This window comes from Pseudomonas sp. P4_B3 (genome assembly GCF_056402295.1).
Genome location: NZ_JBFUHR010000006.1, coordinates 1 through 23,736 on the forward strand (window position 1 = coordinate 1; position 23,736 = coordinate 23,736).

At 52.2% G+C, this 23,736-nt stretch carries 22 protein-coding genes; 17 read left to right on the plus strand and 5 right to left on the minus strand.

Annotated elements, in window-relative coordinates; translation table 11 throughout:
* Positions 1–596: 596 nt before the first annotated feature.
* Entirely contained in the window at positions 597–1,127 is a 531-nt protein-coding gene (gene rfaH, locus AC1DWG_RS07845) for a transcription/translation regulatory transformer protein RfaH (RefSeq protein ID WP_477787662.1), read from the minus strand.
* 649 nt (positions 1,128–1,776) lie between these two features.
* On the opposite strand from rfaH, the gene AC1DWG_RS07850 reads away from it, so the two are divergent.
* The 16 genes from AC1DWG_RS07850 (at position 1,777) to AC1DWG_RS07925 (ending at position 19,231) form a co-directional block, all read left to right on the plus strand.
* Positions 1,777–2,217: a low molecular weight protein-tyrosine-phosphatase gene (locus AC1DWG_RS07850; protein WP_477787579.1), complete on the plus strand. Its 441-nt coding sequence runs from the start codon at positions 1,777–1,779 to the stop codon at positions 2,215–2,217.
* 37 nt (positions 2,218–2,254) lie between these two features.
* A complete protein-coding gene (locus tag AC1DWG_RS07855; protein ID WP_477787580.1) occupies positions 2,255–4,483 on the plus strand; it encodes a polysaccharide biosynthesis tyrosine autokinase in 2,229 nt (742 codons plus the stop codon).
* A gap of 337 nt (positions 4,484–4,820) precedes the next feature.
* Positions 4,821–5,939 (plus strand): non-hydrolyzing UDP-N-acetylglucosamine 2-epimerase, encoded by a 1,119-nt coding sequence (wecB, locus tag AC1DWG_RS07860; RefSeq protein WP_477787581.1) that lies wholly within the window; start codon positions 4,821–4,823, stop codon positions 5,937–5,939.
* 88 nt (positions 5,940–6,027) lie between these two features.
* On the plus strand, positions 6,028–7,263 hold the full coding sequence (gene wecC, locus AC1DWG_RS07865; RefSeq protein ID WP_477787582.1) for a UDP-N-acetyl-D-mannosamine dehydrogenase: 1,236 nt from the start codon (positions 6,028–6,030) through the stop codon (positions 7,261–7,263).
* A 37-nt stretch (positions 7,264–7,300) separates the two neighbouring features.
* Complete coding sequence (locus AC1DWG_RS07870) at positions 7,301–8,557, plus strand: MATE family efflux transporter (RefSeq protein WP_477787583.1); 1,257 nt, start codon at positions 7,301–7,303, stop codon at positions 8,555–8,557.
* Positions 8,547–9,704 carry a polysaccharide pyruvyl transferase family protein gene (locus AC1DWG_RS07875; RefSeq protein WP_477787584.1) on the plus strand — a complete coding sequence of 386 codons (1,158 nt, stop codon included), beginning with the start codon at positions 8,547–8,549 and terminating at the stop codon, positions 9,702–9,704. The genes AC1DWG_RS07870 and AC1DWG_RS07875 overlap by 11 nt, the downstream gene beginning before the upstream one ends.
* On the plus strand, positions 9,671–10,801 hold the full coding sequence (locus AC1DWG_RS07880; protein WP_477787585.1) for a glycosyltransferase: 1,131 nt from the start codon (positions 9,671–9,673) through the stop codon (positions 10,799–10,801). Before AC1DWG_RS07875 ends, AC1DWG_RS07880 begins: the two co-directional genes overlap by 34 nt.
* Positions 10,798–12,030 carry a DUF6369 family protein gene (locus tag AC1DWG_RS07885; protein WP_477787586.1) on the plus strand — a complete coding sequence of 411 codons (1,233 nt, stop codon included), beginning with the start codon at positions 10,798–10,800 and terminating at the stop codon, positions 12,028–12,030. Before AC1DWG_RS07880 ends, AC1DWG_RS07885 begins: the two co-directional genes overlap by 4 nt.
* Before the next feature lie 59 nt (positions 12,031–12,089).
* A complete protein-coding gene (locus tag AC1DWG_RS07890) occupies positions 12,090–12,779 on the plus strand; it encodes a WecB/TagA/CpsF family glycosyltransferase (RefSeq protein ID WP_477787587.1) in 690 nt (229 codons plus the stop codon).
* Positions 12,780–13,049: 270 nt separating this feature from the next.
* Positions 13,050–13,337, plus strand: coding sequence for a hypothetical protein (locus AC1DWG_RS07895; RefSeq protein WP_477787588.1), 288 nt, complete (start codon positions 13,050–13,052; stop codon positions 13,335–13,337).
* 88 nt (positions 13,338–13,425) lie between these two features.
* The gene (locus tag AC1DWG_RS07900) at positions 13,426–14,538 is read left to right on the plus strand and encodes a polysaccharide biosynthesis/export family protein (RefSeq protein WP_477787589.1); all 1,113 of its coding nucleotides are present in this window, start codon (positions 13,426–13,428) and stop codon (positions 14,536–14,538) included.
* A gap of 13 nt (positions 14,539–14,551) precedes the next feature.
* Positions 14,552–15,211 carry a YjbF family lipoprotein gene (locus AC1DWG_RS07905; RefSeq protein ID WP_477787590.1) on the plus strand — a complete coding sequence of 220 codons (660 nt, stop codon included), beginning with the start codon at positions 14,552–14,554 and terminating at the stop codon, positions 15,209–15,211.
* Complete coding sequence (locus AC1DWG_RS07910; RefSeq protein ID WP_477787591.1) at positions 15,208–15,975, plus strand: capsule biosynthesis GfcC family protein; 768 nt, start codon at positions 15,208–15,210, stop codon at positions 15,973–15,975. The genes AC1DWG_RS07905 and AC1DWG_RS07910 overlap by 4 nt, the downstream gene beginning before the upstream one ends.
* Positions 15,972–18,056 carry a YjbH domain-containing protein gene (locus AC1DWG_RS07915; RefSeq protein ID WP_477787592.1) on the plus strand — a complete coding sequence of 695 codons (2,085 nt, stop codon included), beginning with the start codon at positions 15,972–15,974 and terminating at the stop codon, positions 18,054–18,056. Before AC1DWG_RS07910 ends, AC1DWG_RS07915 begins: the two co-directional genes overlap by 4 nt.
* Positions 18,053–18,442, plus strand: coding sequence for a VanZ family protein (locus AC1DWG_RS07920; protein WP_477787593.1), 390 nt, complete (start codon positions 18,053–18,055; stop codon positions 18,440–18,442). Before AC1DWG_RS07915 ends, AC1DWG_RS07920 begins: the two co-directional genes overlap by 4 nt.
* A 330-nt stretch (positions 18,443–18,772) precedes the next feature.
* A complete protein-coding gene (locus AC1DWG_RS07925; protein ID WP_477787594.1) occupies positions 18,773–19,231 on the plus strand; it encodes a mannose-1-phosphate guanylyltransferase in 459 nt (152 codons plus the stop codon).
* A gap of 35 nt (positions 19,232–19,266) precedes the next feature.
* Here the strand turns inward: AC1DWG_RS07925 and AC1DWG_RS07930 are convergent, their stop codons facing one another.
* Both AC1DWG_RS07930 and AC1DWG_RS07935 read right to left on the minus strand, forming a co-directional pair.
* A complete protein-coding gene (locus AC1DWG_RS07930) occupies positions 19,267–19,893 on the minus strand; it encodes a hypothetical protein (RefSeq protein ID WP_477787595.1) in 627 nt (208 codons plus the stop codon).
* Positions 19,894–19,967: 74 nt separating this feature from the next.
* Positions 19,968–20,336 (minus strand): hypothetical protein, encoded by a 369-nt coding sequence (locus AC1DWG_RS07935; RefSeq protein ID WP_477787596.1) that lies wholly within the window; start codon positions 20,334–20,336, stop codon positions 19,968–19,970.
* Positions 20,337–20,811: 475 nt separating this feature from the next.
* Between AC1DWG_RS07935 and tal the strand changes: the two genes are divergently transcribed.
* Complete coding sequence (gene tal / locus AC1DWG_RS07940) at positions 20,812–21,738, plus strand: transaldolase (RefSeq protein WP_477755958.1); 927 nt, start codon at positions 20,812–20,814, stop codon at positions 21,736–21,738.
* A 122-nt stretch (positions 21,739–21,860) separates the two neighbouring features.
* Here tal and rssC read toward each other — a convergent pair whose 3' ends face one another.
* Together rssC and rssB are read right to left on the minus strand one after the other, a co-directional pair.
* A complete protein-coding gene (rssC, locus tag AC1DWG_RS07945; RefSeq protein WP_477787597.1) occupies positions 21,861–22,343 on the minus strand; it encodes an anti-sigma factor antagonist RssC in 483 nt (160 codons plus the stop codon).
* Positions 22,343–23,524, minus strand: coding sequence for a two-component system response regulator RssB (gene rssB / locus AC1DWG_RS07950; protein WP_477755956.1), 1,182 nt, complete (start codon positions 23,522–23,524; stop codon positions 22,343–22,345). Before rssB ends, rssC begins: the two co-directional genes overlap by 1 nt.
* Positions 23,525–23,736: the final 212 nt, after the last annotated feature.

Sequence of the window (23,736 nt, forward strand, 5' to 3'; positions counted from 1 at the left end):
CGTCGTGTGAACCGGATAAACGCGGCGTACTTGAGTCCATCGCCGGCAAGCCGACTCCTACAGYTCCCCGGGAAGTCACTTCATTTTCAACCAGGACGCGGTCTTGTAGGAGCTGGCTTGCCAGCGAAGGTCGTTAACGATAACGCGAGTAAACCGGATAAATGCGGCGTCCTTGAGTCCATCGCCGGCAAGCCGGCTCCTACAGTTCCCCCGGGAAGTCACTTCATTTTCGACCAGGACGCGGTCTGTTGTAGGAGCTGGCTTGCCAGCGATGGTCGATAACGATAACGCGTGCGAACCGGATAAACGCGGCGTACTTGAGTCCATCGCCAGCAAGCTGGCTCCTACAGTTTCCCGGGATTGCGTGAAGAACCAAAAAAAGGATACCGGGCAATCGCGTGAAGACATAAACCTGTTCGCGAGCTGGAACGTCAGCGACGCCGTAAAGATGCGGTCCTGACTGAGACCGCTACCTTCCCGGCGCTGCGAAAAAAGCTTAATGCCTACTGGGGGGGGGAGCGAAGACGAGAGCAACTGACCTTGTTGCCAGAATGGTATCTGCTGGTTGATTGGCTGGCCGGGAGCAACGCGCCGTGTCAATGCTTACTGATATCAACCAGGGGGATGCTGATTCTTTGCTCACGCTGCAGCAGCGTCATCAGGAGCAACACACGCTGCTCTCCCTCCATCGCCAGGAAGATCGCTTCCACATCGACAAAAGGCCCCTCATTGATACGCACCTTCTCGCCACAGGCAAACCGAGCCTCCACAGGGGCTCCGCTATCGTGCTCATGAAGTCGGGCGATCAAGTCATCACCTACGGGCAGCGGCTTGCCTCCAAAACTGACAATTCGCAATACACCGCGGGTAGAACGCAAAGGCGCCCAGCTCTCACCTGAGCCTAGCTGGATAAACAGGTAACCCGGAAACAGCGATTCGCGAACAATCCTCCTGCGCCCCTGTAAATCACGTTCGCGCTGGTGCGTAGGGCGAAAACAGGTATACCCCTGGTTATCCAGATTGATCTCTGCACGCTCATCCTGGTTCGCCTTGCATTGAACCAAATACCAGGCGCTAGCCGTGAGACTCTCAGGCAAGGTCGTTTGAACTGCCGAAGCACTATGGATGGACACAATCAGCCCCTTCTACGCCCATGCGGCCAAGTAGCTCCGCGGTTTTCCCCTCGACCTTGCGACGGATTTCTCCCAAGGATGGAAACGCACCCGAGAAACGGAATTGGCCGATCATGGAAACTGTGCCCTTTAAAAACGCACGAAATTCATTGGCAATAAACGAATGCTGGAGAACGCTTTACTCAAAGCAATCCCCCTACACTTATCATCAAACTGCACCTCACGCTATTTAACATAGCCCAATACTGGACAACACAGAAAAGTCAAAAATGTTAATATTTGTCCGATAAGATCCAGTAATGTTATTTTAAGAGTTAGCGATGTTATTTAATATCTGACTTTATATATTGATATTTTTTTTCCGCGCACACTTAATAATCCCGTGGCATTTAATGGTTGAGTTTGCCGTGGGTTGCCAGTTATGATTTTTAGCACAGCAACTGTCAAGCACGCTCCAAGTCGAGATTCCAGCAGACCAGAGTCTTCGCAGTGAACAGTTTCATCCAGTACGGCAATTCCTCACGGAAAGAGGCACACACCCAATAGCTGCAAGCCGTCACAAAAGTGCCATTGAAGAAGAACAGAATTTCAGTCTTTCCAATTGCACCATCACCGCAAGTGTGGAATTTCCAGGGAGGTTGCCTTGTTTAACAAGATTCTCATCGTTTGCATTGGCAACATTTGCCGAAGCCCCACTGCAGAACATTTGTTGCGAGATGCACTGGGCCGGTCCGACATCGAAGTCAGCTCCGCGGGTCTTGGCGCGCTACAAGACCACCCTATCGAGTCCACCGCCCGGGCCGTACTGGAAGAGCATGGCCATCTGCCAAATGAGCACAAAGCCAATCAACTGACCCCCGCCACCATCAGCGAATCGGATCTGATCCTGGTGATGGAGCAGTCCCACATAGACCGTGTTCTCAAGATCGCGCCTGAAGCGCGAGGCAAGGTCTTCTTGCTGGGCAAGTGGCAGAACAACCGCGAAATCAGTGACCCCTACCGTCAAGGCAAACCTGCTTTTGTGCATGCATACGCGCTGATTGAAGAAGCAGTAACCGCCTGGGCAAGGCGTCTCGCACGCTAAACCACTCCTCGAACATCTGTTAAAAAAGAACCCACTTATGCAGCAAACTCCAGCATTAACCTCACATGACGATGATGATGAAATCGACTTGATGGGCCTACTCGGAACACTGGTCGATCATAAATGGTTGATTGCCGGGATCACTGCTGCCTCTATGGCTGTTGGCACGGCGTACGCGGTGTTGGCCAATCCTGTTTACCAGGCAACTGCCTTGATACAGGTGGAGGCCAAAAAAAATGACATGCTCGGATTCTCCGACATCAACAGCATGCTGGGCAAAGAGTCGCCTTCAGCCACAGAAATTGAATTAATCAAGTCGCGCGCCATCATCGGCAAGGTTGTCGACAATCTATCGCTGGATATCACTGTCGAGCCGAACCGTTTTCCGGTGATCGGCGACTTTATTGCTCGTCATTTCAAGCCGGACGCTGTTAATACGGTTGCGACGCCCTGGTTTGGCATGAACAGTTTTGCCTGGGGTGGCGAAACCCTGAAAATATTTCAGCTCGATCTCCCACAAGAACTCCTGAGTAAGACGCTCACGTTGGTCACTGGCGAAAACGATCACTTTACATTGCTGGATGAAGACGACAATGTCCTGGTCCAAAGCCAAGTGGGCCAAGCCTATGAAAAAGACGGCATTAAACTGCAGGTCGAAGTGTTGCAGGCGAATCCTGGTACTACGTTCAACATCGTGCGTGACCCACGCCTGACCAGTATTTTGAAGTACCAAAAGGTACTTGATGTATCGGAGCGCGGTAAAGAATCCGGCATGATCGGACTGGCTCTTGAAAGCGAGGAACCGGCCGAAGCCATTCAAATCCTCAATGAAATCGCCAAGCTCTATGTACGGCAAAATGTCGAGCGGACATCGGCCGAAGCCGCCCAAAGCCTGGATTTTCTTAAAGATCAACTGCCTCAGGTCCGTAAAGACCTGGAAAAAGCCGAAAACGCCCTGAACAAGTATCAAATTCGCAGCAAATCCATCGATATCAGCCTGGAAGCCAAGGCCATTCTCGATCAGATCGTGGCGCTGGATACCAGCATCTCAGAATTGAAATTGCAGCAAGCGGAAATGGATCGCAAGTTTACCCGTCAGCACCCCGCCTATCGGGCCTTGCTCAGCCAATTGGGCGAGCTGACAGCCAAGCAGAATGGCTTGGCCAAAAAAGTCGAGGGCCTGCCTTCAACACAGCAAGAACTGCTTAGCCTCACCCGCGATGTAAAAGTCAGCACCGAAATTTATACCCAGCTCCTGAACAAATCCCAGGAACTGGACGTAATGCGTGCCGGCACCGTGGGCAACGTGCGCTTGATCGATACCGCCGATGTGGATCTGCTAAAGCCCGTTAAACCGAAGAAACCCCTGATCGTTCTCATCGCCACCCTGTTCGGGGCTTTTCTGGCGATTGCAGTGGTGCTTTTTCGCAGGGCCCTTAACCGCGGCGTGGAAAATCCGGATCAAATTGAACAGCTGGGGTTGCCGGTGTACGCATCCATTCCTTTCAGCACACTGCAAAAAGGCGAGGAAAGCAAAACCCTGCGAAGTGGCCGAGGCCGCGCAAACAACGCCGCCCCCATACTGGCCAGCAGTCACCCCACCGACCTGGCCATAGAAGGATTGCGCAGCCTGCGCACCAGTCTGCACTTCGCCATGCTCGAAGCCAGCAATAATCGCCTGATGATCTCCGGCCCAAGCCCCAAGGTAGGTAAAACCTTCGTTTCCGCCAACCTCGCTGCAGTCATCGCTCAGACCGGCCAGCGTGTATTGCTGATCGACGTGGATATGCGCAAAGGGTATTTGCATAAAGTATTCGGAACGCCCGCTGAAAACGGGCTTTCAGATTTACTCGTCAAGCGCTGCGACCTGGCAACCGCGATCAATAAAACTGAATTCGAGCACCTTGACATTATTGGCCGCGGACAAATACCGCCCAACCCTTCAGAACTGCTAATGCACGCGAACTTCAGTGCGTTTCTAGACCAAGTCAGCGCCCAGTACGACCTGGTGATTCTGGATACCCCGCCATTGCTGGCGGTGACGGATGCGGCGATTGTCGGCCGCCAGTCGGGCACCAGCTTGATTGTGACGCGTTTTGCACTTAACCCGGTTCGTGAAATTGAATTAACCATTCGCCGCTTTGCACAAAATGGCATTGATTTGAAAGGCGCCATTTTCAATGGTGTTGAAAAACGCGCCTCGGCCAAATATGGCTATGCCGATTATGGTTATTACAACTACGAATATAAATCAGAGAACGTTTAGTTAACTAACTGTTATCTGTACCCCGCTACCGTCAAGCAGAAATGCATGGCGGTAGCCATATCAACTCCACCTTGCTACCTGCAGCTGAAAAAAATGCAGACACATTAATAAATAATGACGCTCTCAGGGACTGGCAATTAATCCTGGGGCGGTAGCGTGGCAAAAATCAAACAAGTGGCACCTCACGTCGATGGTTATCCGTTAATTCGGCGTATTTCTCTGGATCAACAAAGGTTGGCTCATCGTTGTTTTATACAGCATCGATCTGAAGCGACATTTGTTAGTCCGTCCAAACATCCCTCCACCTTCAGCTACGAACATAGCAATGGATCGCCCTATGAAGACCCTATGCATTTTTGGTACCCGTCCTGAGGCCATTAAAATGGCTCCACTTGCGTTGGCACTGGCGGCAGATGAACGCTTTGAGGCGAAAGTCTGCGTCACCGGCCAACACCGTGAAATGCTCGACCAAGTGTTGGGGTTGTTTTCCATTGAGCCGGACTTCGACCTGAACATCATGAAACCCGGCCAGGACCTGACCGATGTCACCAGCGCGATCCTGCAAGGGCTGAAGAAAGTCCTGGCAGAATTCCAACCCGATATCGTGCTGGTTCACGGAGATACCGCCACCACCTTTGCTGCCAGCCTCGCGGCCTACTACCAGCAGATTCCGGTTGCGCACGTCGAAGCCGGTTTGCGCACGGGTAACCTCTACTCGCCGTGGCCGGAAGAAGGCAATCGTAAACTCACGGGGGCGTTGGCCAACCTGCACTTCGCGCCAACCGAGACGTCACAAGCCAATCTGCTGCGCGAGGGCGTTGACCCGGCCACGATCGTCGTCACGGGCAACACAGTGATCGATGCCCTGCTGGATGTCGTCAAGCGTCTCGATCAGGACCTGGCACTGCTTGCCCAGGCCTCCGCACCGGCGGCCTTTCTGGACCCCGCCCGAAAACTGATCCTCGTTACCGGCCATCGCCGGGAAAGTTTCGGTGACGGCTTCGAACGCATCTGTCAGGCGTTGATGGAGGTTGCCCAACAACATCCAGAGGTTGATATCGTCTATCCCGTGCACCTCAATCCCAATGTGCGCGAGCCGGTCAATCGACTCCTGACCGGCATTCACAACATCTACCTGATCGAGCCCCTGGACTACCTGCCCTTCGTCCACATGATGAGCCGTGCGCACATCATCTTGACCGACTCCGGAGGCATCCAGGAGGAAGCGCCGTCACTGGGCAAACCCGTGTTGGTAATGCGCGATACCACAGAACGGCCAGAGGCCGTTGCCGCAGGCACGGTGAAACTGGTCGGCACCGAAACCGCGGATATCGCCCGCGAGTTGAACCGCTTGCTCACCGATACAGTCGCTTACCGCACCATGAGTTACGCCCATAACCCTTACGGCGACGGTAAAGCCTGCCAGCGCATCATCGAGGCGCTGCTCGCTCGCTAACCCCCTCCCTTACTTAACAGCCGTAGCTTTGCTCGGCTGTTAGCTCGCTTGAACAACGTATCTACACATCACCATTCAAGGACGTTCCATGCCTTTCAAAACCATCTCCGTCGTTGGTCTCGGGTATATCGGCTTGCCCACTGCGGCTGTCTTCGCTTCGCGCAAAAAACAAGTGATCGGTGTCGACGTTAATCAAAACGCGGTTGATATCATCAACCGTGGACAGATTCATATCGTTGAGCCAGACCTGGACATGGTTGTGCATGCCGCCGTGACTGAAGGCTACCTGCGCGCCACCACCCGGCCGGAACCCGCCGATGCTTTTCTGATTGCCGTACCCACTCCGTTCAAGGGCGACCATGAACCGGACCTGACCTACATCGAATCGGCCAGTAAAAGCATTGCCCCGGTGTTGAAGAAAGGAGACCTGGTCATTCTGGAGTCGACCTCCCCGGTCGGCGCTACGGAACAGATGGCCGCCTGGCTCGCCGAAGCCCGTCCAGACCTGAGTTTTCCGCAAACCCACGGTGAAAGCTCCGACATCCGCATTGCTCACTGCCCGGAACGGGTACTGCCCGGCCACGTGCTGCGCGAGCTGGTGCAGAACGACCGTGTTATCGGTGGTATGACGCCAAAGTGCTCCGAATTGGCCATCAGCCTTTACAAGGTCTTTGTCCAGGGTGAATGCATCGTTACCAACGCCCGCACTGCGGAAATGTGCAAACTCACCGAGAACAGTTTTCGCGACGTGAACATCGCCTTCGCCAACGAACTCTCGATGATTTGCGACAAGCTGGATATCAACGTCTGGGAACTGATCCGCCTGGCCAACCGCCACCCAAGGGTCGATATCCTGCAACCCGGGCCAGGAGTCGGCGGACACTGCATCGCTGTTGATCCATGGTTCATTGTCAGCAAAACTCCTGAGACTTCAAAGCTAATAAGAAGTGCCAGGGAGGTTAACGATTCAAAACCACAGTACGTAATTGAAAAGGTAAAACGCGAAGCCGACCGTTTTAAACAACCAAAAATCATGTGCTTTGGCTTAGCCTTTAAAGCCAACATTGATGATCTCCGAGAAAGTCCAGCTGTCGAAATTACAAAAGATCTATCAGAGCTATATCCGGACGCTGTATTTGCAGTAGAGCCAAACATAGAAAAACTGCCTGAATCCCTTAGCAAAAAAATACAACTAATAAGTCAGGAGCAAGCCATCCGCGAAGCAGACATCATTCTACTTTTGGTGGACCACAAAGAATTCAAAGCTATTGAGAAAAACAGACTCGACAGAGCCCTTGTAATCGATACAAAAGGGATATGGTGACGAGTGAGCGCGCAGACAAAAAAGGCTGCGTCAACAAATGAAAAACATTATCTATAGCGCCTTAAGCAACCTGATTAACTTTCTTTTCTCAAAAGGCGCAATGGTCGTAGCGGGGGCTTTTGCCTCCCACTACGCAACCATTGAAGACGCTAAGACCCTGACAATAATAATCACGACCATCTCAGCCTTCGGAACACTATTCCAACAGGCCATTAGCACCACCCACATTAGATACAATGGAGATACGATAACCCGTGACAAAAAATACAAAGCAACTTTAATCACTTTAATTGGAGTGATATCTGTACCTGTTTCGATGTACCTATATTACTCGTCCTCTCTCTCACCCACCAACGCAGCATTAACAATAGTACTTCTAATTGCACACGGAGCTAGCGGCTTCAAGATAGCCGCAGCAACCCAATCAAAGAAATTCAAACTAATCTCTTTGATAGGCACCCTGCAAGGACTATTACTATTATTAACATTACTACCGCTTATAGCATACTCAGGAAACTCTTACTTATACACTGCTCCATTTCTTCTCACCTCTATGCTATGGCTATTTGTGAGCCCCACCCGAACTGAACCAGAAAAATGTTCTGCAACAATTGTAAACGTTGTTAAAATAACATTTCTCCCAGCCATCTTTACCGGTCTATTTTTCATGCCCGTAATTTGGTTACTCCTCGGGTATGTACAGAGTAGATTTGGAGATCAGGAGTCTTTTCTGCTTGCGACCGCAAATCAGTGGAGAATGACCATAGGTATATTGCCCACGATTTTTGGAGGGTACTTACTTCTGCTACTCGTCAACAGCCCGAAAGACACTCAACACAATAAAAATATAAATTTTTCGATCACCTACTACCCAGCCGTAATCATTGCAATTTTTCTTGCATTATCCACAGATAAATTATCAATGATTTATCCGGATACGATTGTAAGAAACGGGGACCTTCAGCAAACAATAATGTTATTTATGCTTGCGAGCATCCTTACCTCATTCAAGAGCTCAATATCTCGAGAAATGGTAGCTGCTGAACTTGCAAAACTAAGTATTCTAAGCAACATGATATGGGCGGGAATATTCTCTCTAGTTTACTTTACAGCTTTCAATGAAGCAGGAGCCACCGGGGTCGCTAAAGCCTTCTTATTATCCCAGGTTATACATCTAGCTCTTTGGACACCAGCACTCGCAAAACACAACTTAGTACCAAAAAGTTTCTTTGATAAAAAGTTTTACATCAGCTTAATACCAATAGCCTGGATAACATACACCTATGCCATTTAACAAAAAACCTTTAAAAGCTTATATTCGAGGAGCTTATGGGCCGGGAAATTTGGGTGACGACGTTCTTCTCGAGGTGTGCATTAACATTTTGCGCCGACACTTTAAAGAAGAAAATATATCAGTAGGAGTCAAACACCCTAATAACGTTGGCTATCTAAATAAGTATAAATGCAATTATGTGCCGATATCAGCCCCCATCAAGACAGATTTTCTTTTTTTTGGTGGCGGAGGACAGTTTTTTGAATTCAATGGAAACAAGACCAAAAAGCCTTTTATCCAAAAATATCTAGAAGTTAGAAAACAAGGCCTAACTCAATTTGAAATCTTGAAGATATTCGCATTGCGAGCGCTAAAGAAAAGTCGCCCTTTATACAAAAGAAGCGCAGCCGTCTGTTTAGGCGTGGGCCCGTTTGAGACTTCCTCCCCCGCCCAAATAGAACAAGCCATAAGCCCACTTGTTAACTGTGATTTCAGATCCGTACGGGACAGTGTAAGCCTCGAAATACTCGAAAAACTTCTCCACACATCTGCTCTCTATACCGATCCGACCTTTCTACTTGACCACTGGAATACTGAGACGTCAAAACCAGTGAGAGAAAAAAGTAACTCTATTGGAGTCATATTACGCGATTGGAAATTAAATCAGCACGGCGAGAATGTATTAAAAAATACGATTGAAGCAGCACGCCAACTTGCTTCACGAGGCCATACAATTAAGCTGATTTCACTATATCACGAGCATGACCGCTCCATTATAGATAAAGTCCCTGATTTTGAATGGCTAGTCTGGGACCCTCAGAAGTGCACACCAGGCACCTTCATAAAAAAATTACAACAAGAGTTCGACATATTAGTCAGCACTCGAGCCCACGGGGTTTTGCTACCCGCACAAGTTGGACTACCGAGCGTAGTAGTTGGCATAGAGCCCAAACTGAAAAACATCCATAACTTATTACCTCAAGGCACCCTTTACAGTGACGGACTGAATCCAGATGACATTATTGAGAAGACCTTAATCGGCCTCAATAATCAGGATGAGCTTTCTCAACAACTGCTTAGCGATGTTAAAAAGCAGACCACCGTTGCCAACACTTTCTTAAAAGACATAAACTCATGGATAACAAAAAGCGTTCTGGAACTGCAGTAATCCTATACTTCGGGGTTGGAATTGAAACAACCCCGAAAATCGCCTTAATAAAGAGCACACTTGAAAAACAATATGAAAAAGTAATAATTGCCGGAATTACAGCCAAGCACTACTCATCAACTGAACCACACAAAGTGATAGCTGTAAGCGCTAAACACAAGCTTTTGAAAATATTTAATTCTGTAACCGGAATATTGAAACTTTGCCACTGGATTAACAAAACACCTCCACAATTAATTTATGCAGTTAACCCAATACCAGGCTTGATCGCGACTGTATTTAAAAAATTTAAATCCATTGAGTACATCTACGAAACACTTGAGATTTTTTGCGGACTAGATTACTTCCCCTACAGCAAGAAATATCGCCCTATCTGGTACTTCTTAGAGAAGAAGACCATCAACAACAGCCTAAAATCGTTCACGACAGATGAGTTCAGAGTAAAATTTCTTCGACGGTTACTAAAAGTAAAAAAAGAAAAAATCACCTATACCTACAATACCAATAGCCAAGTGCATATTTTACCAGAGCAGGCCAAAAGTCAGCCGACCATTTTAAGCTACTGTGGTGGCGTATATCCAGGCAGAGAAATTGATAAGATTATTCGAGCATTTGCCCTGCTAAAAGCATCTACACCGAATATCAGACTAATAATAGCGGGTGGGGGAAATGCCCTTTACATCCAAGAACTAATGCAATTGAGTCGCGACTTAGAAATTACCTCATGCATTGACTTTACAGGATCCATGTCCAATAGCCAGCTCAAGAAAATAATGAGTGAATCCAAAATAACATTTGCTTTTTACAAGCGAGACTCACTCAACAACAGGCTCAATAGCCCAAATAAAATCTTTGACGCAATTTTCTGCCGCACGCTCCTATTAACTACCAATTCTCCTCTTTCAAGAAAGATCATACAATTAAACAACATAGGAGAATTGATTAAAGAAACCAGCGCTACAGAAATCAGTAAAAAATGTCATGAGCTACTTAACAACCGAGAAAACCAATCACATTTCAATAAACTGATAGACAAGTACTCTTGGGAAACAGAAGAAAGAAAAATATTAAAAGCACTTGGATCAGCCTTACAATGACTTACATCGTTCTGTCTCTTCTATTTTTATGCCTAGGCCTTCTGAGGGAAAAAGGCCTATTATCTTTTCTGATGTTAATTGCCTGCTTGCCATTTTCAAACTCTTTTTCCATATATTTTTATCAATACGGACTCTACTCTTACGACTATTTCTTCTTCGGAGTATTGATTTCGACAAGTATCAGTGGCATCGCCACTAAAGCCAACGCTATAAAGATCCCCAAATGGGCAACCATTTCGTTTTTAATAATAGCAATTTATTCAGTAATCCCTGTCTTTTCTGGGACCTCCCTGGATGTATATTTTTTGCGGGATTATAGGCCCGCAATTTTTGCTCTTGAGTTAATCGCGGCATCGTTACTGCTCAAATCACAAAAGCTACAATTATCAAATCGCAATATCCTCACCGTAGCAACTCTAGCAGGCGCTACAAACCTCGTTTGGCTTGCACTTTCCATCGCAGGAGTAATGTCATCAGAGGACGAGTATTACACGACAAACAATTTCAAGTACTTTGATGCAAGTACATATATATCCGCACTATTCATAATATATTTTTTCTCCAAAACAAAAACTCACAGACACCCAGAACGCAAACTGGCTTTTAATCCGAGACAGACCCTCGCAATCATCGCCTCATTACTTTCAGTCATTTTGTCAGGGTATAGAATACTCGCCTTCGCGACGATTATTGCAGCCGCCTTAGCTGCAGCCAAAAGCCCAAAAAAACTCATCCCTATCGTAATAATTTTGGCCATCTCCGCACTGATATTTATATACTTGGCTGAATATTTCGGTGCCGCAAGGGTAGCTGAAGGACTCACTGCAAATGGATTGCTACAGCAATTCGCGACTAGGTATGGACCAGCCTTAGACGTCATATCCTCTTTTAAATCATATAATTATATATTTGGAAGCGGCTTTGGCACTTCATTCGATATAACATGGTTTGAATACAGATCACTAGACACCAGAAACAATTTCGTTGACAGCGCCTACATTACATTTTTCGCAAAATACGGACTTCTCGGAATACTGTACATCACATCAATTACATTATCCCTACTATCCCTAGTACCAAAGCCGATTAAACTTTCGCTCTTGGCATACCTACTTATTTTGTTCATTGCTTACGCAATATCTTACCAGCCAGCATCAGCGGGAATCATCATAGGCTGCATGATAGTTAGGATACTTCAATCAAATTTAGACAACACGGCCAAAGTATGACTACGAAATTAAACATGCAAAGAATTGAATTTTTGGACTGTCCCATGGATGTCGCCTCCATGGACAACACCGTCGAGACAATTCGTAGCGCAATTGCTGCCGGCCACTTCACCCAGCACGTGGTAGTGAATGTCGCCAAGATTGTAAACATGCGCGACGACCCTCAGCTGAGCGAATCCGTTCGTTCTTGTGACATCATTAATATCGACGGTATGGGTGTGGTGTTGGGCGCCCGCTTTCTCGGCCACTCAGTGCCTGAACGTGTCGCGGGTGTCGACCTGTTTCATAAGTTGCTGGAGATGAGCGCGGCCAACCAATTTTCGGTGTTCTTGTTAGGCGCCAAGGACGACGTCGTTTCCACCGCCGCCAGCAAGGTAAAGGCGCTTTACCCTGGGCTCGAAGTCGCCGGGTATCACCATGGTTATTTCTGGGACGACGAAGCCGCACTGGTCGAGAAGGTTCGGGCTTCAGGTGCGCAGCTGCTGTTCGTCGCCATCACCTCGCCGATGAAAGAAAATTTTATCAACCGCTGGCGCGATCAGTTGGGTGTCACTTTTGTCATGGGGGTGGGCGGAACGTTCGATGTAGTCGCTGGGAAGGTAAAACGCGCGCCGCAATGGATGCAGACGTACGGGCTGGAATGGCTGTACCGCGTTATCCAGGAACCCGGCAGGATGTGGAAGCGTTACTTGACCACCAACAGCAAATTCGCCTGGTTACTCATCAAAGAAAAGCTCAAGCGCTCTTGAATATCTTCGCCACGTTCGTAGCGTGGCCGAGCAATGTTAAAAACAGCGGGCGCGTTATAAATCGTCAGGCCTGTTAGACGTCCTACACAGGTATTCTTAAGGCAATGATCGCAAGATAAGACTCACTGAGGAATGACCCAGAGGTCCGCTCTCATCGAGTTCGAATCGATACTATCCTTAACGTTACTGGACGCTCAGAGTTTTTGGCCCTGCACACTCGCTTCTCAGTTTCACCGCCAATACCGATGATGCATCAAAAAGGAATCTACCATGACCAAACTACTTGCTTCCGCTCTAATGCTTTCTTTGAGTGCCTCCGTTTTCGCCGCTGAGCCTTCCACAGGGTCTTCTGCTCCAGGCACACCTGCAAAACCCGCAGCAAACGCTTCTTTGAATCAACCCACCCCTCTCGTGGGCAACCTGACCACAGAGTCTGCGCTCGGCCTCGGCGCCGTGATTGTAGGCGGAATCGCTGCACTGTCATCCAGTGGCGGAAGCAGCAATGGCGGCGGCACTACTGGCACTACCGGCACCACTGGCACCACCGGTACACGCTAAGCGCACCGCGAGGTCGATAGCCTTCTACCACCCGGAGCAATCCGGGTGGTTTCGTTCTGATGTGTTCCCTCCACAAGTGTCCTCAATCATGATTCGTAGTTTGTCGCTCGCTGTGCTTGCAGGTGTTGCCCTGCAGGGCTGTATGTTCTCGCCTGGTCAACACCTGGATACCAGTCAGGTTGGCCGTGAAGGCTCACCGGAAAGCACTCGGATCGAGTTGATTCCGATAACGCCCAAACTGATTGCCCAGAACGCGGCGACAAAAGTGCAAGCCTCGGTGCCTGCCGAGCTGCTGGCGTACAAGCCGGGTGCTTACCGGATTGGCGCCAATGATGTGTTGTACATCACCGTGTGGGACCATCCTGAGTTGACTGCGCCATCGGGTGCACAACAGCAGATTGATGCGAACGGTCGCCTGGTACGCCCGGACGGCACCATGTTTTACCCCTATATCGGCAATATTCATGCTGCTGGTAAAACCATCGAGGAGCTACGCGGTTTTATTGCCGAGCGCCTGACTCAATTTGTCGACAGCCCCCAGGTTGACTTGAGTGTTTTGCGCTTTGCCAGTCAAAAAGTCGTTATTTCCGGTGCCATTTTAAAAGCCGGTCAACAACCCATTACCACTTCGCCGCTCAGTGTCGTCGAAGCCATGGGTACTGCTACTGTCGATCCATTGAATGCCGACCTTGCCGGCCTGACACTGACCCGGGACGGACGTGAGTATCCGCTCGACCTGGACTCGCTGAACGGCAAAGGCTCGCTGTTGCATAACGTCTATTTGAAAGACGGCGATCAGTTGTACCTGCCCTACAACGACCGGAAAAAGATCTACGTCATGGGCGAGGTCAATCAGCCTCGGGCGCTCACGTTCAAAATCAATCGGATGAATCTGGCGGATGCGGTCGGAACGGTCGGTGGACTGAACCAGGCCACCTCCAATGGTAATGCGCTGTACGTGATTCGAGGTGCCGAGAACCTTGAAACCGAGCCGGCAAAAGTCTTTCAACTGGACGCCGAGTCGCCTACCGCGTTTGCTCTCGCCAGTCGCTTCGATCTGCACCCCCAGGACATTGTCTACGTCGGCCCTGCAGGCGTGACCCGCTGGAACCGCTTGATCAGCCAGTTGCTGCCATCTGCCGTTGTCCTGGGTACCGGCGCAGCGGCCACAAACAATCTCAGTGAAGCCAGCAGTCGATAAGGTTTGAGCCGCTTTGAAAACTTTGCGTAACAGCTCATGCCTGGCGGTGGGTTTACTGCTGTGTGGCTGCAATCCGTTGATGCAGGCGTCCCTGGATACCTTTAAAGCCTCCACACAGGGCGTCCAGCCGCTGGAATTGACTGCGGCGCAAGTGGAGGCCGTGCCCTATGCGCAGATCAAGGTCAGCACCGACGTAAGCGACGGTGTGTTGGCCAAGCTACGCCAGCAGGGCGACCTGGAGTTCTGGGTCGCCTCCGGTAAACAGGTGTTGTTGATGCGCGACGGTCTGGTCGTGCGCAGCGTCGGCCTGGGCATCAACCTCGATGGCACGCGCTTCGACGGTGAGTCGCCGTTCAAGCTTGGCTTGCAGCGATTGCCCGACGGTTACAGCAGTACCCGCTGGATAGATGTCTATCAGGGGCCGCGGGTCGGACTGGCGGTCAACAGTCGCTTCAGTCGACAGGCCATCGAAACCGTCACCATCCTGGACAAGGACTATGCGTTGCAGCGCATAGACGAACGCATCGACATACCCGAGCTGGGATTCAAGGCCACCAACCGTTTTTGGGTCAGGCCTGACGATGGCTTGATCCTGCAGAGCGAACAACATCTGACGCCGGAACTTTTCTTGAAGATTGTGCAATTGCGCCCTGACCGGGAGACGGCTCGGTGAGATATTTGAAAACGCTGTCGGCTTGCCTGTTGCTGGCAAGTTCTGCGATGACTCAGGCCGCTGTCACGGTCACGGGTGATGTAAAAAACGCCGGTTCCTTCGCGTTCGTGCCAGGCACACGCTTGGTCGATGCCGTCAGCCAGGGACGCCCGAACGTCGAAAGTTACTGGCTGGCCGCCGCCTGGCTGCACCAGCCACTGGTGGAGCAGCAAATCCGCCTTAAAGCCGGTGTGCTGTTCGATCTGAAATTGCTGCAACGTGGAGCCTTGCTTGAAGAAAAAAGCAGCCTTGCAGCCCTCGCTGCGCGTCTGTTGGAAGAGGTCAGCCGACTACCCGTTACCGGCCGCAGAGTCGCGGTGCTCGACCCCGTGGCGCTGGAGGTTGCGTTCGCCCGCAATTACTCGCTCAGTGACGGCGACCAGCTGATTTACCCTCTACGCCCGACTACGGTCACTGTCCAGGGCGCAGTTGAACAGCCCTGCGCGCTGCCTTATCGCGCCCTGCAGCCCGTCCAGGAATATCTTGAAAGTTGTCTGCCGGTGACCGACGCAGATGCCGATTACTTGTGGTTGATTCAGCCCGATGGCCAGGTCAGGCGAGTCGGCAACGCCGCCTGGAACCGCGAAGACGGGGTGTTTGCCGCCGCAGGCAGCACAATCCTGGTACCCGTGCGCAACGATGATCCGGACCTGCCCACACCCGACTTGAACGAGCAGCTTGCCCAGTTTCTCGCCACCCAACCGCTGCCCGAGGTGGCCCCTTGAAGTTACGTTTCGCCGCCGTAGTGTTGTTGCCCTACAGCCTGGCTCATGGAGAGCCGCGTTTTACCCAGAATGATTTCGGTGGCGTGGGTTTGCTGCAAACCCCCACCGCACGGATGGCACCCGCCGGCGAATTCAGCCTGAACGCCAACCGGACCGACCCATATTCGCGCTATAGCATTTCAATACAGCCCCTTGACTGGCTGGAAGGCAGTTTCCGTTATACCGCTATCGGCAACCATAAATACGGGGCCGAGGCATTAAGCGGCGACCAGGTCTATAAAGACAAGGCGGTCGATGTCAAAGCCCGCCTCTGGCAAGAAAGCCACTGGTTGCCCGAGGTCGCGCTCGGCTTTCGGGACGTTGGGGGCACCGGCCTGTTTTCCAGCGAATACTTTGTGGCGAACAAACGTTACTACGATCTGGATTTCAGCCTGGGCGTTGCCTGGGGCTACATCGGTAACCGCGGGGATTTCGAAAACCCGCTGGGGTACCTCGATGAGCGCTTTGATACACGCCCGGTAAACACGGGCGCGGACGCGGGCAACGTCAATACCGGCTCGTATTTTCGAGGCTCGCCCGCGTTGTTTGGCGGCGTGGCCTATCAGACGCCCTGGTCGCCTTTGAGCTTGAAACTCGAGTTCGACGGTAACGACTACAAGCACGAGCCGTTCAACACTACCCTGAAGCAGGACTCGCCCATCAACATCGGGGCGGTCTTCAAGCTAACTGACTCAGTCGATTTGAGCGCCGGTTGGGAGCGCGGCAACACCGCGTTGTTCGGTATTACTTTTCATACCAATTTCGCCAGCCGCAAGGCGCCGGCCAAGCGCTACGACCCCGCTGTCGAAGCGCTGCCGGCACGTGCGCCAACTACACCGCTCGATCAGGTCGACTGGGCGGGGGTTTCCAAACGACTGGAAAACAACGCAGGTTATAAGGTCGAGCGTATCGCTCAGCGCGATTCCGAGCTGATTGTGTATGGCGAGCAGTCGCGCTATTTCTACTCCGCCAAAGGCGTGGGCCGGGCCAGCCGGATTCTGGACAACAGCGCGAACGACGACATCGACTGGTTCACGATGGTGAACAAGCGTTACGACATGCCTGTGGACGAAGTCAGTGTGCCGCGCGACACCTTCCGGGCCGTGGTGAACAACCAGCAAGACCTTACAGACCTGCACCGCACCACCGAATTGAACCGGGCCACGCCACACATTGAAAACACGCTGTACACCCAGGCCCTCGAGCGTTTTACCTATGGTATCGGCTTGGGTTACAAGCAAAACATTGGTGGTCCTGACGGTTTGCTGTACCAGCTGACCGCAGATGTGGACGCTGAATACCGCTTTACCCGCAGCACGTGGACGAGCGGGGTCATCAGCACCAATCTGCTGAACAACTTTGAAAAGTTCACGTACGACGCGCCGAGCAATCTGCCCCGAGTGCGGACCGATTTGCGTAAGTACGTCGTCACCTCTGATGTAACGATGCCGACATTTCAGCTCAACCATGCCAAGCAACTGGATCAAGACTTGTTTGGCATGGTGTATGGCGGTTACCTGGAGTCAATGTTCGCCGGGGTCGGCGGTGAATTGCTGTACCGCCCGATGGGCGAGCGCTGGGCCCTGGGTGCTGATTTGAACTATGTACGCCAGCGTGACTTTGACCAGGGTTTTGGTCTGCGCGATTACAAGACCATGACCGGTCACATCACCACCTATACCGAACTGCCGTTCGATTTGCAGGCGGCGGTCAGTGTCGGACGTTACCTGGCGCGCGATTGGGGTGCCACGTTTGATGTGTCGCATGAGTTCAGTAACGGCGTGAAGTTCGGTGGCTGGGTCACCCGCACCACGGCCTCGACAGAAGAGTACGGCGAGGGCAGTTTCGACAAAGGTATCTATATCTCGGTCCCCTTCGACGAGCTGATGAGCGTTTCCACGATGCGTCGTGCCAATTTGGTCTGGGCTCCTTTGACCCGCGATGGTGGCGCGCGTCTTAACCGCCAATATTCGCTGTACACAATGACCAATGGCCGCGACAAAGACGCGTTCTATAAAAACTTTGAGAAAATCACCGAATGAGGTCGTTACTCCTGGGTGTCACACAACTTTCCCAAAGGATACGCACGCTGTTTTTCATCAGCGTCAGTGTGGTCTTGCTGACCGCCGCTTTGCGAGCGCAACCGGTTCCCGAAGCCTTTGCCCAGGAAGACAAGCTGCATCACCTGGTTGGTTTTTTCATGTTGTCTTTTAGTTGCCGGCTGGCCTTCCTGCGGGTCAAGGCGCACTGGATTGCCTTGGGCTGTCTGCTGACGGGGATCCTGATCGAATATGCACAAGCACTGATGCCGCTGCGCACGGCATCACCTTACGACGCCTTGGCCAATGCTGTCGGTGTGTCGATCGGCTTGATTGCGTGGCGTTGGGTGCGGCCCGTCAAACAGTCCGCCGGGGTCCCTGGCACTTAAGACCATGGCTTTTGCGTGGGCATAGCGACAACACGCCTGAAAACATCAAAGCACTGAATCGACGCCACCTGTTTCTGTTATGTGATTTTCTATAAGAAAGGCCTGTAAACGTCAGTTAGGCGAATGTAGTCCTCTGTAGGAGCCAGCTTGCTGGCGATGGACTCAAGTACGCCGCGTTTATCCGGTTCACACGCGTTATCGTTATCGACCATCGCTGCGATGCGGCGACCCGACAAGCCAGCTCCTACAAGGGAGCGTGCCCCACGCTTTTTTTTGCTCTTGGGTGCCGCGCTTTTTAAGCGGCCATAAACTTTTTCAAGGCAGACCACTATGAACGCTTCCGGATCACCGATCGACTCCGTCTATAAATCGCTGGACCCTTTTGCACCCGGTAACATGGTTTTGGGGCAGAAGTTCACCGAGGGCAACAGTGGATTGATGGCCTGGTTGCGGACGTACGAAAGTACTCCCCCCACGATCACCCCACAGCCAAAGTTGTTGGTGGAGCGCATCGGGCTCTTTCCTTCCTCGGGTGATATTCGGTGCATGGTCGGTAATCCCATTGCGCTACTCGAGTACTTGCGGGCCCTGTATGCCAGTGAAGCACTGGATGTGGATGACAGCGACGGCCTGAGCCTGACGTTCACTGAATGGCGCTTCAAGATCTGCCCAGCGCAGAGCGAGATCCTGTTGAAGGTTGAGAGTCGTGGCGATATAGCACTGATGCAGAAAAAAACTGCAGAGCTGCTGGATCGGATCGAAGAGAAAAACAGTCGTGAATTCGGGTGACGCCACTTCGCCAGAACTCACAATCGAAGCAAAATCTACAACCTTGACGATTCTCCGCGAGTGCGCCACTGAGGCTGCATGAATGCCTTTTCTGCCCCCGAAAGAGTGACGGCGAAAGAGTTCAAGAGCCTCTCGGCTGTATATTTTGGAAGACTCGTACTCAGCATGATCATCGCGAGCCCTAGCATGAGGGCCGTGCGGGGAATTTTGCGGATTTCCTTTCGCTCCAGCCTGAAAAGAAATACGCACGCCGCGATTGACCCCACAACCGCTCCGGCAATCGCTTCCGGCAGAGGATGAATCGTCTGACCGACATACTGGACGCTGAACCACCAGGTCGACAGCAGCCCGGCACCCAGTGCCAGCCATCGAAGCCGATGATCCAATTGGCGCAATAGCAAACTCAGGACAACGGTCGACACCAGGCAGGCGTTCATTGCGTGGCCGCTGATGACCGCGATATCCAGGCTTTCCAGGCCGATTCCCCAGCCCTTGAACAGCACTTTACTCAGACCGACGAAAAAATAGGCCACGAACAGTACGCCTAGCCATAAGAGGGCGAGTTTTCTGGATGCCATGCACCACAGCCAACCGGCGACGACCATGGCCGCTGGAAGCATGACGGTGATGCCGGCGTATTGTGCGATGTACAGTTTTGACACCAATCTACTTCCTCACGCCTCGTGCAATTTTCCAGTGCAATGGACACTGGGTGCGTGTTCAGTAGATACAACGCTCATCGATCCGAAAAGCACTTCAGGCGATTCTCTACGACAACCACCGAATAACTCGCGATGTGCATTGCCAGTCCGTCCTCTATCAGGGCTTCCAGCAAGGCAGCTTGTGCCGCGAAGCGCAGGTCGCGGTTGAGTTTTCGAGAGGCGTGCATCTGATCGATCAGGACATGCGTGACTTGATAGGGGGTGCTGCCTCTCAGACGCCCCAGCCAGACGGGGATTTTTTTTGCGGCTTTGGATTGTCTGATACCCAGCACGCACGTTGCCTTGTCCGAAGCGGTGTTTTTCGAAACCTCCTCGATTTCTTCAAACACGTCGGTCAATTTTTTTAGTGCGTAGCCAAGCATCAAATCATCAAACGCATCCAAAAACATATACCTCTTCACGTGGTGAAGTTATTTCTACAAACACATTTCCGATTATCACATTACACTTTATTCCATGTATGTACTGGACGTATTCTAACGATCAAAACATCTGCCAGATAACATTACACTTGTTAGCGCGAAGACTAACTTGAGCAGAGTATTAATTGACTTTTTATAACAATTATTGAGCCCGCAATCGAACTATATAGACTTCAACAATATCGGTAATTACACGTAAGGTGCGGCGAGCGTTATCAGAGGATTCAGCAGTCAGATGATCTGGTTGCAAGGCGTTAACCGTCAGATCAGTTGAACCTGTGAGCCCGCCTGGCATCCTATTTATCGACACCGCGCCCCACCTTTCAAACACCTGTTTTCAGGTTGTTGCCGCAGGGGCCATCGATACACGTACACGCCCTTGAGTGGCTGTCAGCGCTCGGGTAATGTCATCAGACCCATAGGACAGAGCACGCCCATGACTTCCAAGCTGGAACAACTTAAGCAAATGACCACCGTGGTTGCCGACACCGGCGACTTCGAAGCTATCGCTCGCGTTAAACCCGTGGACGCCACCACCAACCCTTCCCTGCTGCTCAAGGCCGCGGCCATTCCGGCGTATGCCGGGCTGCTGAACGCCAGCGTCAATGACTGCAAGGGCGATGTGGGCCTGGCCAGCGACCGTTTTGGCGTGGCCGTGGGGCAAGAAATCCTGAAAGTGATCCCGGGCCGTATTTCCACCGAAGTGGATGCGCGCCTGTCGTTCGACACTGACGCCGTGTTGAAGCGTGCGCATCGCCTGATCGAGCTGTACGACAAGGCCGGTATTGGCCGCGACCGTGTGCTGATCAAGATCGCGTCCACCTGGGAAGGCATCCGCGCTGCCGAGATCCTGGAAAAGGAAGGCATCCAGACCAACCTGACCCTGCTGTTCTCCTTCGCCCAGGCAGCCGCTTGCGCCGATGCCGGGGTGTTCCTGATTTCACCGTTCGTAGGCCGCATCTACGACTGGTACAAGAAAGCCAACGGCAACGACTACACCGGCGCGGATGATCCAGGCGTGCAGTCGGTGACGCGCATCTACAACTACTACAAGGCCAATGACTACAAGACCGTGGTCATGGGGGCGAGTTTCCGCAATCTGGGCCAGATCGAGCATCTGGCCGGCTGCGACCGCCTGACTATCAGCCCGGACCTGATCGACAAGCTGGCGGCGGATACCGGCAAGCTGGAGCGCAAACTGGTGCCGGGCCATGCCGGTGAAGCGCGCCTGAGCCTCAACGAGGCGCAGTTCCGCTGGTTGTCCAACGAAGATGCGATGGCGACCGAGAAGCTGGCTGAGGGGATTCGTCAGTTCGCGCGGGATCAGGAGAAGCTTGAGGCGTTGTTGCAGGCCAAGCTGTGATCTGAGTGGGTGTGATGCAAAAAGGGCGAACCCTGGTGGGTTCGCCCTTTTTTGTGGGTGCGGGGTTCTTGCGGACGCCATCGTCGGAACGCCGCCCGGAGCAAGCTCGCTCCTACAGGGGATCAATGGCGTTCGAGCGCATTCACCAGGTCATGGAACGCTTCACGATTGGTGTCGTTCAGGCCCATGAGGATTTTGTGCGCTTCAAGCACTTTGATCCGCACCACTTCTTCGGACTGATCCTGGTCTGGCAGGTCGTCCAGGCATTCCGGGCATGGCACCGGCTTGTCGACGATGTTGAACACCTGCTCGAAGCCCATGGACTGCAGCAGACGGGTGATGTCTTCGTGGGTGGTGACGACGGTCGGCAGCAGGCCGACCTGTTGCCGCGACAGGATCGACAGCTTGGCCAGCAGGCCCAGGGTGGTGCTGTCGATGCTGCGGGTTTCGGTCAAATCGATCACGATCGCGTTGAAATTCTTCGCGGTGAAGATTTTCTCTATAGTCGCATCCAACGCCGAACACAGGGTCAGGCGAACTTCACCGACGAACTTGAGGACGAAGGTGCCGTCCTGCTCGGCGAACTGGATTCTACCAGTACTCATCAAAGATTCCTGCTCAACACCAACAGGGCGATATCATCCGGCATCTCCCCTAGCGTGGCCAATCCAAAAACCTGCCGCAGCCCATCCAGGGTGCCGCCCGCAGCCTTGACCCGTTGGGGCAACGCCGCCTCTTTTTCTTTGAGTGTGGGTTCTGGCAAAAGGTCCAGAATACCGTCAGACATCAGCGTCAGGCTGAACGTCGGTGGCAGTTCCAGCACGTGGTCTTCGTAGGTGGCTTCGTTGAAGAGGCCCACCGGCAGGCCACGCCCTTCCAGATAACGAACACTGTCTGGCGTGTACAACACTGGCAACGGCAGATGACCGCCGATGCTATAGGTCAACAAACCGGTCTCCTCGTCGATGACTCCACCGACCATTGTGACGTGTTTACCCAGCTTACAACTGATCAGGCCCCGGTTGATATGACCAAGAACCTCTGAAGGCTTGAATTCCGGCAAGGTGCCGCTGCGCCGGGACTCGAACAGCAAGCGCGTGGTCATGAACTTCAACAGCACGGTGACGAAGGCTGAAGAGGCGCCATGACCGGAAACGTCCGCCAGGTAAAAGGCTACCCGGCGCTCGTCGACCCGGAAGTAGTCGACGAAATCACCCGACAGGTACAGCGACGGGATGATCTGGTGAGCGAATTTGAACTCGTTGATGGTCCAGGGGCTGACCGGCAGCATGTTCATCTGCACCTGGCGACCGGCGTTCTGGTCCTCCTGGAGCAGGTTCAGGCTGGCTTCGAGCTCGCGATTGGCCTTTTCCAGCTTCTCGCGGTAGCGCTGGTTCTCCAGCAACAGGCGCGCACGATCCAGGGCCCGGCGCACAGAGTGCTCGAGCACGGCCAGATCTTCGAGAGGCTTGATCAGGTAGTCCGCTGCGCCCAGGCGCAGGGCTTCGACCGCGTCGTTCATCACGCCCGCACCCGAAACCACAATCACCGGCGTTTGCGGCGACAACCCGGTCACCTGGCGAATGAGTTCGAGTCCGCCCATCTGCGGCATGCGCAGATCGCAGATGACCAGGTCGGGCTTGTCTTGCTCGAATACCTGAAGGCCCTGCTGGCCATTGCTGGCCTGCAAGACACTGAAACCACTGTCTTCCAAATAGGCGGCGAGGCTCGCGCGCACTACTTCGTCATCATCGATTATCAGCAGCGTGGCACTGGTTTTTGGCATGTGGGCAAACGGCGCCAGAATTAGGTTGGCGTAGCAGGCGGGGACTTTGGCCCGGCGCTGACTACTGGATTCGCTTTCTAGCCTCTCTGTCGCACCGCTTTCGGGCATTTGCCCTACACACTTGTACACCAGAGGTGCCCTTCTAAGGCGCAGACGGTACTCCCATCCGCGGGGCGTTTCAAGCTCACACCGATGGTCGCTTGACGTCTTTA

What these genes read in the sequence shown, in the direction of transcription:
- AC1DWG_RS07885 (WP_477787586.1), top strand. Translation starts at nt 10,798, where the DNA reads ATGACTTACATCGTTCTGTCTCTTCTATTTTTATGCCTAGGCCTTCTG.
- rssC (WP_477787597.1), bottom strand. Translation starts at nt 22,343, where the DNA reads ATGAGTACTGGTAGAATCCAGTTCGCCGAGCAGGACGGCACCTTCGTC.
- wecC (WP_477787582.1), top strand. Translation starts at nt 6,028, where the DNA reads ATGCCTTTCAAAACCATCTCCGTCGTTGGTCTCGGGTATATCGGCTTG.
- AC1DWG_RS07875 (WP_477787584.1), top strand. Translation starts at nt 8,547, where the DNA reads ATGCCATTTAACAAAAAACCTTTAAAAGCTTATATTCGAGGAGCTTAT.
- tal (WP_477755958.1), top strand. Translation starts at nt 20,812, where the DNA reads ATGACTTCCAAGCTGGAACAACTTAAGCAAATGACCACCGTGGTTGCC.
- AC1DWG_RS07895 (WP_477787588.1), top strand. Translation starts at nt 13,050, where the DNA reads ATGACCAAACTACTTGCTTCCGCTCTAATGCTTTCTTTGAGTGCCTCC.
- AC1DWG_RS07920 (WP_477787593.1), top strand. Translation starts at nt 18,053, where the DNA reads ATGAGGTCGTTACTCCTGGGTGTCACACAACTTTCCCAAAGGATACGC.
- AC1DWG_RS07890 (WP_477787587.1), top strand. Translation starts at nt 12,090, where the DNA reads ATGGACAACACCGTCGAGACAATTCGTAGCGCAATTGCTGCCGGCCAC.
- AC1DWG_RS07855 (WP_477787580.1), top strand. Translation starts at nt 2,255, where the DNA reads ATGCAGCAAACTCCAGCATTAACCTCACATGACGATGATGATGAAATC.
- AC1DWG_RS07880 (WP_477787585.1), top strand. Translation starts at nt 9,671, where the DNA reads ATGGATAACAAAAAGCGTTCTGGAACTGCAGTAATCCTATACTTCGGG.
- wecB (WP_477787581.1), top strand. Translation starts at nt 4,821, where the DNA reads ATGAAGACCCTATGCATTTTTGGTACCCGTCCTGAGGCCATTAAAATG.
- AC1DWG_RS07870 (WP_477787583.1), top strand. Translation starts at nt 7,301, where the DNA reads ATGAAAAACATTATCTATAGCGCCTTAAGCAACCTGATTAACTTTCTT.
- rssB (WP_477755956.1), bottom strand. Translation starts at nt 23,524, where the DNA reads ATGCCAAAAACCAGTGCCACGCTGCTGATAATCGATGATGACGAAGTA.
- AC1DWG_RS07925 (WP_477787594.1), top strand. Translation starts at nt 18,773, where the DNA reads ATGAACGCTTCCGGATCACCGATCGACTCCGTCTATAAATCGCTGGAC.
- AC1DWG_RS07900 (WP_477787589.1), top strand. Translation starts at nt 13,426, where the DNA reads ATGATTCGTAGTTTGTCGCTCGCTGTGCTTGCAGGTGTTGCCCTGCAG.